Annotated in this window: 11 protein-coding genes; 3 read left to right on the top strand and 8 right to left on the bottom strand. The window is 58.6% G+C overall.

The window, feature by feature from the left end; all coding sequences use genetic code 11:
• Window positions 1-152 precede the first annotated feature (152 nt).
• Together asnS and pncB are read right to left on the bottom strand one after the other, a co-directional pair.
• Entirely contained in the window at window positions 153-1,553 is a 1,401-nt protein-coding gene (gene asnS, locus MKS11_RS10420; RefSeq protein WP_017899452.1) for an asparagine--tRNA ligase, read from the bottom strand.
• Window positions 1,554-1,718: 165 nt separating this feature from the next.
• The gene (gene pncB, locus MKS11_RS10415; RefSeq protein ID WP_043521086.1) at window positions 1,719-2,921 is read right to left on the bottom strand and encodes a nicotinate phosphoribosyltransferase; all 1,203 of its coding nucleotides are present in this window, start codon (window positions 2,919-2,921) and stop codon (window positions 1,719-1,721) included.
• 326 nt (window positions 2,922-3,247) lie between these two features.
• On the opposite strand from pncB, the gene pepN reads away from it, so the two are divergent.
• Window positions 3,248-5,863, top strand: coding sequence for an aminopeptidase N (gene pepN / locus MKS11_RS10410; RefSeq protein ID WP_048294447.1), 2,616 nt, complete (start codon window positions 3,248-3,250; stop codon window positions 5,861-5,863).
• A 204-nt stretch (window positions 5,864-6,067) separates the two neighbouring features.
• Here the strand turns inward: pepN and ssuB are convergent, their stop codons facing one another.
• Genes ssuB through ssuE form a run of 5 tightly spaced genes read right to left on the bottom strand, consistent with a single transcriptional unit; the run spans window position 6,068 to window position 10,312 of the window.
• Entirely contained in the window at window positions 6,068-6,841 is a 774-nt protein-coding gene (gene ssuB, locus MKS11_RS10405; protein WP_004201411.1) for an aliphatic sulfonates ABC transporter ATP-binding protein, read from the bottom strand.
• Window positions 6,838-7,629: an aliphatic sulfonate ABC transporter permease SsuC gene (ssuC, locus tag MKS11_RS10400; protein WP_004201413.1), complete on the bottom strand. Its 792-nt coding sequence runs from the start codon at window positions 7,627-7,629 to the stop codon at window positions 6,838-6,840. The genes ssuB and ssuC overlap by 4 nt, the downstream gene beginning before the upstream one ends.
• A 10-nt stretch (window positions 7,630-7,639) precedes the next feature.
• Window positions 7,640-8,785, bottom strand: a complete 1,146-nt coding sequence (gene ssuD / locus MKS11_RS10395) for an FMNH2-dependent alkanesulfonate monooxygenase (RefSeq protein WP_004201414.1) — start codon at window positions 8,783-8,785, stop codon at window positions 7,640-7,642.
• Window positions 8,782-9,744, bottom strand: a complete 963-nt coding sequence (locus MKS11_RS10390) for a sulfonate ABC transporter substrate-binding protein (protein WP_004201415.1) — start codon at window positions 9,742-9,744, stop codon at window positions 8,782-8,784. Before MKS11_RS10390 ends, ssuD begins: the two co-directional genes overlap by 4 nt.
• Complete coding sequence (gene ssuE / locus MKS11_RS10385; protein ID WP_004201416.1) at window positions 9,737-10,312, bottom strand: NADPH-dependent FMN reductase; 576 nt, start codon at window positions 10,310-10,312, stop codon at window positions 9,737-9,739. Before ssuE ends, MKS11_RS10390 begins: the two co-directional genes overlap by 8 nt.
• Before the next feature lie 248 nt (window positions 10,313-10,560).
• Here ssuE and pyrD point away from each other — a divergent pair, with 248 nt between their 5' ends.
• Window positions 10,561-11,571 carry a quinone-dependent dihydroorotate dehydrogenase gene (gene pyrD, locus MKS11_RS10380; RefSeq protein WP_004201417.1) on the top strand — a complete coding sequence of 337 codons (1,011 nt, stop codon included), beginning with the start codon at window positions 10,561-10,563 and terminating at the stop codon, window positions 11,569-11,571.
• A gap of 168 nt (window positions 11,572-11,739) precedes the next feature.
• The gene (zapC, locus tag MKS11_RS10375) at window positions 11,740-12,282 is read left to right on the top strand and encodes a cell division protein ZapC (protein WP_064189321.1); all 543 of its coding nucleotides are present in this window, start codon (window positions 11,740-11,742) and stop codon (window positions 12,280-12,282) included.
• On the opposite strand, the gene MKS11_RS10370 is transcribed toward zapC, so the two are convergent.
• Window positions 12,279-13,388, bottom strand: coding sequence for a YcbX family protein (locus MKS11_RS10370; protein ID WP_053810591.1), 1,110 nt, complete (start codon window positions 13,386-13,388; stop codon window positions 12,279-12,281). The genes zapC and MKS11_RS10370 overlap by 4 nt on opposite strands.
• Between the last annotated feature and the right edge of the window lie 94 nt (window positions 13,389-13,482).

The raw sequence follows: 13,482 nt of genomic DNA, 5'->3' as shown, positions 1-13,482 counted from the left end.
TGCGATCTGTATCACCAGGATGCACCGAAACAGTGCGTAACATAAATGTGAATTCGAGGCCTTGATGTTTAAGTTTGTTGAATTTTGATAACAGTAATTGACATAAAAAAAGGCCAGCTTGCGCTGGCCTTTCAGGTTTATGTCAGAAAAATTTAGAATGTCGCGTTGCGCGGGGTCCGCGGGAACGGAATGACATCGCGGACGTTCTGCACGCCGGTCACGTAGGCGATCAGACGCTCGAAGCCCAGGCCAAAGCCGGAGTGTGGAACGGTGCCATAGCGGCGCAGATCGCGATACCACCAGTAGTCTTCTTTATTCAGGCCCATCTCGGCCATACGCGCGTCAAGCACGTCGAGGCGCTCTTCACGTTGGGAACCACCGATGATCTCGCCAATACCCGGCGCCAGGACGTCCATTGCCGCGACGGTTTTACCGTCTTCGTTAAGGCGCATGTAGAACGCCTTAATATCTTTCGGGTAGTTTTTCACCACCACCGGCGCTTTGAAGTGTTCTTCAGCCAGGTAACGTTCGTGCTCGGAGGAGAGATCCACGCCCCAGTACACCGGGTTCTCGAATTGCTTGCCGCAGTTTTCCAGAATGGTGACGGCGTCGGTATAATCCACCTGCGCAAAATCAGCGGTGATAAAGCGCTGCAGACGGTCGATAGCGTCTTTATCAACGCGCTCGGCGAAGAACTGCATGTCGTCCGCGCGCTCTTCCAGTACCGCTTTAAAGACGTACTTGAGCATCGCTTCCGCCAGGCCGGCAACATCGTTCAGATTGGCGAAGGCCACTTCCGGCTCCAGCATCCAGAACTCCGCCAGGTGGCGGCTGGTGTTGGAGTTTTCCGCGCGGAAGGTCGGGCCGAAGGTGTAAATCTTCGACAGCGCGCAGGCATAGGTCTCGCCATTCAGCTGGCCGGAAACGGTCAGGAACGACTCTTTACCGAAGAAGTCTTTGTCGAAATCGACTTTGCCCTGATCGTTACGCGGCAGGTTTTCCAGATCCAGCGTCGACACGCGGAACATTTCGCCGGCGCCTTCGGTATCGGAGGCGGTGATCAGCGGGGTGGAGACCCAGAAGAAGCCCTGCTCATCAAAGAAGCGATGCAGCGCCTGCGCCAGGGTGTGACGCACGCGGGCAACCGCGCCGATCAGGTTGGTGCGCGGACGCAGGTGGGCCACTTCACGCAGATACTCGATGCTGTGGCGCTTGGCCGCCATCGGGTAAGTGTCCGGGTCTTCCACCCAGCCGGTCACTTCCACGTTGGTCGCCTGGATCTCAAAGCTCTGACCCTGGCCCTGGGAAGCCACGACTTTACCGGTGACAATCACCGAGCAACCGGTGGTCAGACGCAGCACTTCCTGATTGTAATTGGGCAGAGAATTATTAATAACGGCCTGTACAGGATCAAAGCAGGAACCGTCATAGACGGCGAGGAATGAAAAGCCAGCTTTTGAATCTCGGCGGGTACGCACCCATCCGCGGACCGTGACTTCGCTGTCAACGGCAACGCGGCCCTGGAGTACGTCGGCTACAGGCACAACGCTCATAATAATCTCTCTATATAGTCCAATAAAAAAGTCTCTTCCCCCTACAGCGGGGGGATATCTATGTTACCTGTCATCTTCCATCAGACAAGTAGATTTCGCATCATAAGCGGATAATTCGGCAATAAATAATAAAGAAAAAGGAGCCTGAAAGGCTCCTTAAGAAAATTAGCTCGCTTTTTTAATCGGCGGCAGGTCGAACGCCTCGCGCAGGGCGCGGACGAAGGCCTTATCGTGGCAGATGGTTTTCCCCGGGCTGTCGGAGAGTTTCGCCACCGGCTTGCCGTTACATTCCACCAGCTTAATCACGATATTGAGCGGTTTAACCTGCGGCAGATCGCAGGTTAAACGGGTGCCGATCCCAAAGCTCAGCTTCACCCGCGAGGCGAAGTGGCGATACAGGTCGACGGCTTTCGCCAGATCGAGATTATCGGAGAAGACCAGCACTTTGCTCAGCGGATCGATGCCCAGCTTCTGATAATGGGCGATGGCTTTTTCACCCCATTCCACCGGGTCGCCGGAGTCGTGGCGCAAACCCTGATAGCGGGTGGCGAACTCCGGACCGAAATCGCGCAGGAACGCATCCATGGTGATGCAGTCGGTCAGTGCGATGCCCAGTTGGTCAGGATACTCTTCCAGCCAGGCGGCGAGGGCCGCCCGCTGGCTGCTGGCCAGGTTCGGGCTGATCTGCTGATGAGCCTGGAACCACTCATGGGCTTGGGTGCCCATCGGGGTTAAGTTGAGACGGCGCGCCAGATCGTAGTTGCTGGTGCCAACAAACCATGGCTCCTGCTGCAGGCGTTGCACAATAGCTTCCTGCACCTCGCGTGAAAAACGACGGCGGGTGCCGAAATCCATCAGACGGAAGGCGCTCATGTCGAGGCCAGCGGTCATGGTGGCGAAGTCGCCTAGCTTATGTTCCAGCGCGTTTAGCGCTTGTTCCACGCCCGTCTCGGGTGAACGGTAGCGATGTACCAGCTCGCTTATCACCGCCAGCAGCGGGACTTCCCACATGATGGCTTCCCGCCATGGGCCGGTAAGGCGAATGTTCAGCTTGCCATTGTCATTGGTGACCGTGACCTGGCGTGGGTCATAGCGAAAATCGCGCAGCCAGTCGAGGTAATCCTGGCGAAAAAAAGGAAGGGTGGACAGCCAGCGATATTCATCATCCCGCAGCCTCAGGTCGCGCATGGACTCCACCTGCTCGCGGATCGCGTCGGCATAGATGCCGAGCAGGTCGTCTCCGCGGCAGCGAAACTCCGCCGCCACATGTACATCGCCGTAGCGGTGGAAGACAGCCTGCTGCATGTGCAGCTTGTAGGCATCCGTATCAAGCAGCGAGTGCAGTACAGGAGAAGTGAATTGTGTCATGGTGCGCAGTAGCATCCTCTCACTGGAGCGTTCCATCGAAACCAACGCGGAAAAAGGAGGCGGAGTATACCTTTATTACCCGGCTCTGTCCCGCGATGGCGAGCAATGGCGACGCTGACGGTCATTTGCGAGGCCTAGTTTAATATATTGAACATGGATCACACCACAAGCTTTGCGTCGGGTCGAGGGCATTTCGTGCCGCGAGTGTTAAGAAAATGTAGCGATTTCCGTGTTTCACGTTGAAAAGATGAAGATTCTGCATAGCGCGATTGACACAACGGGAATAGACTGGGACGACACTTTACCGAAGATGCGAAAGGTTTTTTATGACACAACAGCCCCAAGCCAAATACCGCCACGACTATCGTGCGCCGGAGTATCTGATTAGCGATATCGATTTGACCTTTGACCTGGATGCCGCAAAAACCGTTGTTACGGCCGAGAGCAAGGTCTCCCGCCACGCGGCAGCGTCTGATGTGCCATTGCGCCTGGACGGCGAAGATCTGACTCTGATTTCGCTGCAGGTGAACGGACAGCCGTGGAGCGACTATAAAGAAGAAAACAATCAGCTGGTGATCGGCGGCCTGCCGGAGCATTTCACCCTGACCATCGTCAATGAGATCAGCCCGGCGGCGAACACCGCGCTGGAAGGCCTGTATCAGTCAGGCGAAGCGCTGTGCACCCAGTGTGAAGCGGAAGGTTTCCGCCACATCACCTGGTATCTGGACCGTCCGGACGTGCTGGCGCGCTTTACCACCAAAATTATCGCCGATAAAGCCAAATATCCGTTCCTGCTCTCCAACGGCAACCGTATGGCGGAAGGGGAACTGGAGAACGGTCGTCACTGGGTACAGTGGCAGGATCCATTCCCGAAACCGTGCTACCTGTTTGCGCTGGTGGCCGGTGATTTCGACGTCCTGCGCGACACTTTTACCACCCGCTCCGGGCGTGAAGTGGCGCTGGAGCTGTACGTCGATCGCGGCAATCTCGACCGCGCGCCGTGGGCGATGACCTCGCTGAAAAACTCCATGAAATGGGATGAGGAGCGCTTTGGCCTCGAGTATGACCTCGACATCTATATGATTGTCGCCGTCGACTTCTTTAATATGGGTGCCATGGAGAACAAAGGGCTGAACGTCTTTAACTCCAAATATGTTCTGGCCCGTACCGATACCGCCACCGATAAAGACTACCTCGATATTGAGCGCGTGATTGGTCATGAATATTTCCATAACTGGACCGGCAACCGCGTCACCTGCCGCGACTGGTTCCAGCTCAGCCTGAAAGAGGGGCTAACCGTGTTCCGCGATCAGGAGTTCAGCTCCGACCTCGGCTCGCGGGCGGTGAACCGCATCAACAACGTGCGCACTATGCGCGGGCTGCAGTTTGCCGAAGACGCCAGCCCGATGGCGCACCCGATCCGTCCGGATATGGTTATCGAGATGAACAACTTCTATACCCTGACGGTCTATGAAAAGGGGGCCGAAGTGATCCGCATGCTGCACACCCTGCTGGGTGAAGAAAACTTCCAGAAAGGGATGCAGCTCTATTTTGAACGTCATGACGGCAGCGCCGCCACCTGCGACGATTTCGTCCAGGCGATGGAAGATGCCTCGAACGTCGATCTGTCGCACTTCCGCCGCTGGTACAGCCAGTCCGGTACGCCGATCGTCACCGTCCATGACGACTATAACCCGGAAACCGAGCAGTATACGCTCACCATCAGCCAGCGTACGCCGCCGACCGCCGAGCAGGCCGAGAAGCAGCCGCTGCATATCCCGTTTGCCATCGAGCTGTACGATAACGAAGGTAAGGTGATCCCCCTGCAGAAGGGCGGCCATCCGCTGCACCCGGTGCTTAATGTGACTCAGGCTGAGCAGACCTTCGTCTTTGATAATGTCTATTTCCAGCCGGTACCGGCCCTGCTGTGCGAGTTTTCAGCACCGGTGAAACTGGAATACAAGTGGAGCGATCAGCAGCTCACCTTCCTGATGCGCCATGCGCGGAATGATTTCTCGCGCTGGGATGCGGCGCAGAGTCTGCTGGCGACCTACATCAAGCTGAACGTTAACCGTCATCAGCAGGGACAGCCGCTGTCGCTGCCGGTGCACGTGGCGGACGCCTTCCGCGCGATTCTGCTCGACGAGAAGATTGACCCGGCGCTGGCCGCCGAGATCTTAACCCTGCCGTCGGCCAACGAAATCGCCGAGATGTTCGCCATTATCGATCCTATCGCCATCGCCACTGTGCGCGAGGCGCTCACCCGCACCCTGGCGAACGAGCTGGCGGACGAATTCCTCGCGGTATATAACGCCAATAAGCTCGACAGCTACCGGGTGGAGCATGCCGATATCGGTAAGCGCGCCCTGCGCAATACCTGCCTGCGCTATCTGGCATTCGCAGAACCGACGCTGGGCGATAAGCTGGTGGCGGCGCAGTATCACCAGGCGGATAACATGACCGACGCGCTGGCCGCGCTGTCGGCGGCGGTTGCCGCTGAGCTGCCGTGCCGCGATGCGCTGATGCAGGAGTATGACGACAAATGGCATCAGGACGGCCTGGTGATGGACAAGTGGTTTATCCTGCAGTCCACCAGCCCGGCGGCCAATGTGGTCGAAACGGTACGCGGTCTGCTGAACCATCGTTCGTTCAGCATGAGCAACCCGAACCGCGTGCGGTCGCTCATCGGCGCTTTCGCCAGCAGCAACCCGGCGGCGTTCCATGCGGAAGACGGCAGCGGCTACCAGTTCCTGGTGGAGATGCTGACCGAGCTTAACCAGCGCAACCCGCAGGTCGCATCGCGACTGATTGAGCCGTTGATTCGCCTGAAGCGTTACGATGTGAAACGCCAGGCGCTGATGCGCGCCGCGCTGGAGCAGCTGAAGGGTCTGAAGGATCTCTCAGGCGATCTGTACGAGAAAATCAGTAAGGCGCTGGCGTAACCGTGGCGTAAACCCGGATTGCGGCGCACATTGCGCCCTGTCCGGGTTACCTGGTGCCGCAGTGATGTTGTCGGGTGGCGCGATGCTTACCCGGTCTGGAATACGCGGCAGATTTGTCGTTGGTCGCCCGGCTGAGCAAAGCGCGAGCCGGGGACATGTCGGATGACGATATGCCCCCGTTCTGACAGCAGACCGTTACTCCGGTCAGCCATGACTAAATAAACGCGGCACGCTCTCGCTCTTGCCGCGCTTCATCACCCGATCCAGTACCTCCGCCTCCAGCTCGGCCAGCTTCGCCGAACCGGTGCGCCGCGGTCGCGGAATATCCACGTTCAAATCGAGACCGATCTTCTTCTCTTCAATTAACAGCACCCGGTCGGCCATCGCCACCGCTTCGCTGACGTCGTGGGTCACCAGCAGGACCGTAAAGCCATGCTCCTGCCACAGGGAGACGATCAGCTCCTGCATCTCCAGACGGGTGAGGGCGTCCAGCGCCCCCAGCGGCTCGTCCAGCAATAGCAGACGCGGGCGATGGATCAGGGCGCGGGCCAGCGCAACGCGCTGCTTTTGCCCGCCCGACAGCGCCGCCGGCCACTCCTGCGCGCGACTCTCGAGTCCGACGCTGGCCAGTGCCTGCAGGGCGGCTTCGCGCCAGGCGCCTTTTAACCCCAGCCCCACGTTATCAATCACCGTTTTCCACGGCAGCAGGCGCGCATCCTGAAACATCATCCGGGTGTCGTCCTGGATCGCCGCCAGCGGCGTTGCGCCCGCCAGTAGCTCGCCAGCGTTCGGGGTTTCCAGGCCCGCCAGCAGGCGCAGCAGGGTACTTTTGCCGCCGCCGCTGCGGCCCACCACCGCCACAAACTGGCCGCTGGGGATATGCAGATCCAGCTCGTTAAGAATGGTGTTGTCGCCATAGCGTTTAGTCACCCCGTTCAGCAGCAGCGGGATACCTGGGTTTAGACGGGCAGTGTTCATGCGTTCGCCTCCTGAAGATGATACGCCGGGTTCCAGCGCAGCCAGAGCCGCTCCAGCAGCTGGGCGCTGACGTCGGCCAGTTTGCCAAGAATGGCGTAAAGAATGATGGCGACCACCACCACGTCGGTTTGCAGAAATTCACGCGCATTCATCGCCAGGTAGCCGATACCGGCGTTCGCCGAGATGGTTTCGGCGACAATAAGCGTCAGCCACATCAGACCGAGGGCGAAACGCACGCCGACCATAATCGAGGGTAGGGCGCCGGGTAAAATCACGTGACGGAAAAGAGCAAAGCCGGATAAACCATAGCTGCGCGCCATCTCCACCAGTCCGCGGTCGATATTGCGGATCCCGTGCCAGGTGTTGATATAGATCGGGAACAGGGTGCCCAGCGATACGAGGAAGATCTTGGCGGTCTCATCGATGCCGAACCACAAGATCACCAGCGGGATCAGCGCCAGATGCGGCACATTGCGCAGCATCTGGATCGACGTGTCCAGCAGGCGCTCGCCCCAGCGTGACAGACCGCTGATCAAGCCGAGCACCAGCCCAATGGAGCCGCCGATGGCGAAGCCGACCAGCGCCCGCCACGAGCTAATGGCCAGATGCTGCCACAGCTCACCGCTGGCCGAGAGGGTCCAGAACGCTTTCAATACGCCCTCCGGCGAGGGCAGCACCCGCGTCGACAGCCAGCCGACGGACGAGGCCAGCTGCCAGACAATGACCGTTCCCACCGGCAGCAGCCAGGGGGCGAGGCGTAATAACAGGGGATGGGTTGATTTTGCCATCACGACCTCCTCAGCTCTGCGCCACTTTACGCGGGATAAACTCGTTAGCGACGGCTTCTCCCTGCAGGCGCAGGCTTTGCGGCTGCGGGACAGACGGCACCGCGACGTCGAGCAGCGGGAACAGCAGTTCGCCGACCCGATACGCCTCTTCCAGATGCGGATAACCGGAGAAGATAAAGCTATCGATACCCAGCGCGGCGTACTCATTGATCCGTTCGGCCACGGTGGCGGCATCGCCCACCAGCGCGGTCCCGGCGCCGCCGCGCGCTAAACCGACGCCAGCCCACAGGTTGGGGCTGATTTCCAGCTTATCGCGTCGGCCATTGTGCAGGGCCGCCATCCGCTGCTGGCCGACGGAGTCGGTTCTGGCGAAGGCTGCCTGGGCGCGGGCGATAGTCTCATCATCAAGATGAGAGATAAGGCTGTCCGCTGCCTGCCAGGCTTCCTCATTGGTTTCCCGCACGATCACATGCAGGCGGATGCCGAAACGCACCCGGCGACCGTGCCGGGCGGCTTTCTCCCGCACCTGAGCAATTTTCTCTGCCACCTGGGCCGGTGGTTCCCCCCAGGTAAGATAGAGATCGACCTGCTCAGCGGCCAGATCCTGCGCCACCTCAGACGAGCCGCCGAAATAGAGCGGCGGACGCGGCTGCTGGAGCGGCGGAAACAGCAGTTTAGCGTCGCGAACGCGCTGATGCTTACCGTTAAAGGTGACAGTTTCCCCTTCCATCAGCTTGCGCCAGATGTGGGTAAATTCAGCCGAGGCCTCATAGCGCTCGGTGTGGTCGAGGAAGACACCGTCGCCAGCCAGCTCGGCGGGATCGCTGCCGGTGACCAGATTGAACAGCGCCCGGCCGTTTGACAGTCGGTCCAGGGTCGCCGCCTGGCGCGCGGCCACCGTCGGCGACACCACGCTTGGCCTGAGGGCGACAAGAAATTTCAGCCGCTGCGTTACCGGGATCATCGAGGCCGCAACCAGCCAGGCATCTTCACATGAGCGCCCGGTCGGGATCAGTACGCCGGTGAACCCCAGCCGATCCGCCGTCTGCGCGATTTGCTGCAGATAGCCATAATCGACCGGACGGGCTCCCTCTTCGGTACCCAGATAACGACCATCACCATGGGTCGGTAAAAACCAGAACATATTCAGACTCATGATTTCGCTCCTTGTGCGGCGGCGGGCTGCCAGATGCGGGCCCGGATATCTACTTTTTTCGGCACCAGCTTGTTCTCATAGAACAGGTCGGCCGTCTGCTGCTGGCGAGCGGCGGTTTCGGCGCTCACCGGGGTAACCGAGGTGGGGGGACGATGGTCCAGGTAGCTGGCGATCACCGCCTCCGGTAACCCCATCGTTTTCGCCAGCAGCGTAATGCTTTGCGCGCGCTGGCTATGGGTCAGGGCATCGGCCTGGGTAAAGGTATCGAGTACGCCCTCAATAAAGGCGCCATTGCGTTCAGCGTAAGGGCGGGAAGCGAGATAGAAGGATCCTGTCTGTTTCAGGTCGGTTCCGTCGGTTAGCACCCGGGCGCCGCCCTGCAGCAGCGCGGCGGAGTAATACGGATCCCAGATCGCCCAGGCGTCGACATTGCCCTGCTGGAAGGCGGCGCGCGCATCGGCGGGGGCGAGATAGACCGGCTGAATGTCGCTAAACTTCAAACCTGCCAGCTGCAGGGCGCGCAGCAGCAGATTGTGGGAGCTGGAGCCTTTCTGAAAAGCGACCTTTTTTCCTTTCAGCTCAGCAACGTTATGAATCGGGCTGCCCTGCGCCACCAGAATCACTTCCGCTTTGGGCTTGGGCGGTTCCGAACCGATATACACCAGATCGGCGCCCGCCGCCTGCGCAAAGATAGGCGGAATGTCGCCAGTGCTGCCGATATCGATGCTGCCAACGTTCAGCGCCTCCAGCATCTGCGGACCGGCCGGGAATTCTATCCACGAGATATGGGTCTTTGGGTAGCGCTGCTCCAGCAGCTGATGGCTTTTCGCCAGCACCATGCTGACGCTGCCTTTCTGATAACCGATGCGCAGGGCGTCAGGCGCCGCCGGGGCGGCGTGGCCCAGGGTGGAAAAGAGCAGCAGTCCGCCGAGGGTCAGAGCGCGGAGAGGATTAAGCATGTTCCACCCCACGCAGAGACGTTAATGACGGCGCGCGGCTGCTGGGGCGGTGCAGCGCCTGCCAGAAGGTCTCGAGGGCTTCATCGAGGCGCCGCTGCAGGTTCGGGGTAAACTGCGGCTTGTGCTGGTAATCGGTCACCTGGCTGTCGTCGGCGAAGACGCCGTGGAGGATCTCCTGAGCCTTGAGGGCATTCAGCACCGGCTTCAGGGCGTAGTCCACCGCCAGCATGTGGGCGATGGTGCCGCCGGTGGCCAGCGGCAGTACGATTTTGCCCTCCAGCGCCCGCTCAGGAAGCAGGTCGAGCAGCGTTTTCAGGGCGCCGGAAAACGAGGCTTTATACACCGGCGTGGCGATGATCAAGCCGTCAGCCCCGGCAAGCTGCTCATTGAGCGTCTGCAGCGCCGGGTTGTCAAAGCGAGCGTAGAGAAGGTCTTCCGGGGCAAAGTTCTGCAGATGCCAGTGGCAGACTTCGATATCGGCGGCGGTGAGCGTCTCTCTGGCATATTCCAGCAGGGCGCTGGAACGGGAAGGGTAACGCGGGCTGCCCGCAAGCGTAATGACGCGCATCTCTCTCTCCTTATAACTAAATGTTTGCATTTATCTATAATTGATAACATTTATAGTGAGTGTGACAGAGGGCCATTATTTCCCTAAATGATTTATCCACCGTTAGATAGCCGAAAAGCGCATAACGGCGCGCGGGGAGGTAATCGTTTGCGCTGATGGGGGATTTTTTGTCGCAGGTCAATTCCCTTTCCGCAACAGATCGCACATAATACGCCCCCGGTTTGCACACCGGGAATCCAGGAGAGTTCATGTACTACCCCTTCGTTCGTAAAGCCCTTTTTCAGCTCGATCCTGAGCGCGCTCATGAAGTTACTTTTCAACAATTACGCCGTGTCACCGGGACGCCGCTGGAAATCCTGGTTCGCCAGAAGGTGCCGGCCAGGCCTGTCACCTGCATGGGGCTGACCTTTAAAAACCCGCTGGGTCTGGCGGCCGGGCTGGATAAAAACGGGGAATGCATTGACGCGCTGGGCGCGATGGGTTTTGGCTCCATTGAGATCGGCACCGTGACGCCGCGTCCGCAGCCGGGCAACGATAAGCCAAGGATCTTCCGTCTGGTGGATGCTGAGGGGTTGATCAACCGCATGGGCTTTAATAACCATGGCGTCGATAACCTGGTCGAGAACGTGAAAAAGGCGCATTTTGACGGCGTGCTGGGCATCAATATCGGTAAAAATAAAGATACGCCGGTTGAGCACGGGAAAGATGATTACCTGATTTGTATGGAAAAAGTCTATCCCTACGCCGGCTATATCGCCATTAATATCTCCTCGCCGAACACCCCGGGGCTGCGCACGCTGCAATACGGCGAAGCGCTCGACGATTTACTCTCCGGTATTAAAAATAAACAGCTTGAGCTGCAGCAGAAGCATCAAAAATATGTGCCGGTCGCCGTGAAGATCGCGCCGGATCTTTTGCCTGAGGAATTGATCCAGGTTGCCGATAGCCTCGTGCGTCATAATATTGATGGGGTGATTGCCACCAATACTACTCTCGATCGTTCTCTGGTCCAGGGAATGAAACATTGCGATGAGACCGGCGGGCTTAGCGGTCGTCCATTACAATTAAAGAGTACCGAAATTATTCGCATGCTCTCCGCAGAGTTGAATGGCCGTTTGCCTATCATTGGCGTGGGCGGTATTGATTCCGTGATTGCCGCGCGGGAAAAGATGGCCGCTGGGGCATCGCTGGTGCAGATTTATTCCGGATTTATTTTTAAAGGTCCGCCGCTGATTAAAGAAATTGTTACCCACATCTAATCTTTTACCCCTTTGAATCCCCCCAGGGCTTTATTTCCGGCCCTGGTTGTTTTATATTCCCTCACTGTTGCTTATTTAAACATTTTAGACTTTTCTTAATTTTAGAAAATATTCTGCGGTAAGTCGCAACAGCTTTGCAGAGGCGTATGAAAGGGGACAGGGGGAAAAATGCGGATTAAACCTGACGATAACTGGCGTTGGTATTACGATGAAGAGCACGACCGCATGATGCTCGATCTGGCCAATGGCATGTTATTTCGCTCGCGCTTCGCCCGGCGCATGCTGACGCCGGACGCCTTTGCCCCATCGGGATTCTGCGTTGATGACGCCGCGCTCTATTTCTCTTTTGAAGAAAAATGTCGCGATCTCGAGCTATCGAAAGAGCAGCGGGCGGAATTAGTCCTTAACGCGCTCACCGCCATCCGTTTTCTCAAACCGCAGATGCCGAAAAGCTGGCACTTTATCGCCCATACCCATCACTGGCAGCCGAGCGGCGGCGACGCGGCCTGCGTCTGGCTGAGCGATACCGGCGAGCAGGTGAATTTACTGGTGGTGGAGCCGGGCGATAACGCCGCGCTCTGTCTGTTGGCTCAGCCGGGTCTTACGCTTGCCGGCCGGGTTATGCAGCTGGGCGATGTCATTAAAATCATGAACGACAGGCTGCAGCCGGCGCAGAGCGCGGTCAGCTGCAGCCTGGGGCAGGCGGTTTAAGGCGCCAGGCGCAGCGCCGTTTTCGGCACGCAGCTGCAGGCAAGAATGGTGCCATCTCCGGCGACCGCGTTTTTCTTTAACGGACTCACTTCCCCCTCTTCAAGACGGATGCGGCAACTGCCGCAGATCCCCGCCCGACACGAGTAGGGTACGCGAATGCCCTGTTGCTCCAGTTGTTCCAGCAGCACCTGCTGGTTATTGCCGGTAAATTGTTGACTCTGCCATTCAATGGCAACCGTGGCCTGCTGCTGCGCCTCGGGAGCCGGGGTATCGTCGCTTTCGCCGGCGCCGTAGGCTTTCGCCGGGCCGCGGGCGAGGATTTCCACTTCATCCCCCACCCGGATCACGCCGCTGTTACGGGCAATCAGGTTCTGACCAAAGTCGACATCGCCATTATCCTGCGCGGTGCGGAAGCGCTTTAAGGTTTCCAGCGGCTCTCCGCTGGGATGCTTCTGCCCGCGCTCCGGACTGACGGTGGTAAAAATGCAGCGGCTGCACGGTTTGGCGACGTCAAATACCACCTCGCCGACGCGGATCACTTTCCAGCTATCTTCATCCCAGGCCGCCGCGCCGGTGACCACGAGATTAGGGCGAAACTGTTCTATGCTTACGCTGGCCGGGCAGCGCTGCTGCAGATCGCGCAGGGAGGCTTCGTTCGCCAGCAGGTAAGGGTAGCCGTCGGCGAAGGAGAGCGGTACCGCATCGTGGCGCTTCACCCGGCGGGTTAACTGTGGCCCCAGCCAGCGCAGCTGGACGTCGCGATTGAAAAAGCCGCTGAGCCACTGATTAACCGCTGCGGGCGCGATAAGGGCGGTAAAATGGTTGCCCCAGACTTCTGTCGGCTCGGCCTGAGGGGCGAAATCGTTAAAACGCACCACGGCGCTGCTGCCGTCCGGTGCGGTCAGGTGAAGGCCATCATGCAGCGGCGCCGGAATAAATTTCACCATTTGCGGAAACTGACGGGCGGTAATAAAGGTGCCGTCGGTTTCGGTGACCATAAACAGGCGATCGAAGGCCAGGCCGCTGATATCGGCAAAGGCGTGGGTCAGGCCCATGCCGCGCATGGATTTAACGGGATGAATAAAAAGACGCGAGAGCGTTACCATACGCTGCCTCCGGGTTCCAAAAATAAGCCTATAACTTTATGACATAGGGCACATATTGGCTATAATGCGCACCAATTTTCTTTAAGTAAAAGTG

The organism is Klebsiella sp. K5-45, from assembly GCF_030128605.1.
Taxonomy (GTDB): domain Bacteria; phylum Pseudomonadota; class Gammaproteobacteria; order Enterobacterales; family Enterobacteriaceae; genus Klebsiella; species Klebsiella quasipneumoniae.
The sequence above is the reverse complement of the archived record's forward strand: the minus strand, read 5'-3'. Positions and strand labels throughout refer to the sequence as shown.

Bases quoted from the DNA above. Each gene is read 5' to 3' on its own strand.
- ssuE (WP_004201416.1), bottom strand. From the start codon at position 10,312: ATGCGCGTCATTACGCTTGCGGGCAGCCCGCGTTACCCTTCCCGTTCC.
- zapC (WP_064189321.1), top strand. From the start codon at position 11,740: ATGCGGATTAAACCTGACGATAACTGGCGTTGGTATTACGATGAAGAG.
- pyrD (WP_004201417.1), top strand. From the start codon at position 10,561: ATGTACTACCCCTTCGTTCGTAAAGCCCTTTTTCAGCTCGATCCTGAG.
- pncB (WP_043521086.1), bottom strand. From the start codon at position 2,921: ATGACACAATTCACTTCTCCTGTACTGCACTCGCTGCTTGATACGGAT.
- MKS11_RS10390 (WP_004201415.1), bottom strand. From the start codon at position 9,744: ATGCTTAATCCTCTCCGCGCTCTGACCCTCGGCGGACTGCTGCTCTTT.
- ssuC (WP_004201413.1), bottom strand. From the start codon at position 7,629: ATGGCAAAATCAACCCATCCCCTGTTATTACGCCTCGCCCCCTGGCTG.
- MKS11_RS10370 (WP_053810591.1), bottom strand. From the start codon at position 13,388: ATGGTAACGCTCTCGCGTCTTTTTATTCATCCCGTTAAATCCATGCGC.
- ssuD (WP_004201414.1), bottom strand. From the start codon at position 8,785: ATGAGTCTGAATATGTTCTGGTTTTTACCGACCCATGGTGATGGTCGT.
- pepN (WP_048294447.1), top strand. From the start codon at position 3,248: ATGACACAACAGCCCCAAGCCAAATACCGCCACGACTATCGTGCGCCG.
- asnS (WP_017899452.1), bottom strand. From the start codon at position 1,553: ATGAGCGTTGTGCCTGTAGCCGACGTACTCCAGGGCCGCGTTGCCGTT.
- ssuB (WP_004201411.1), bottom strand. From the start codon at position 6,841: ATGAACACTGCCCGTCTAAACCCAGGTATCCCGCTGCTGCTGAACGGG.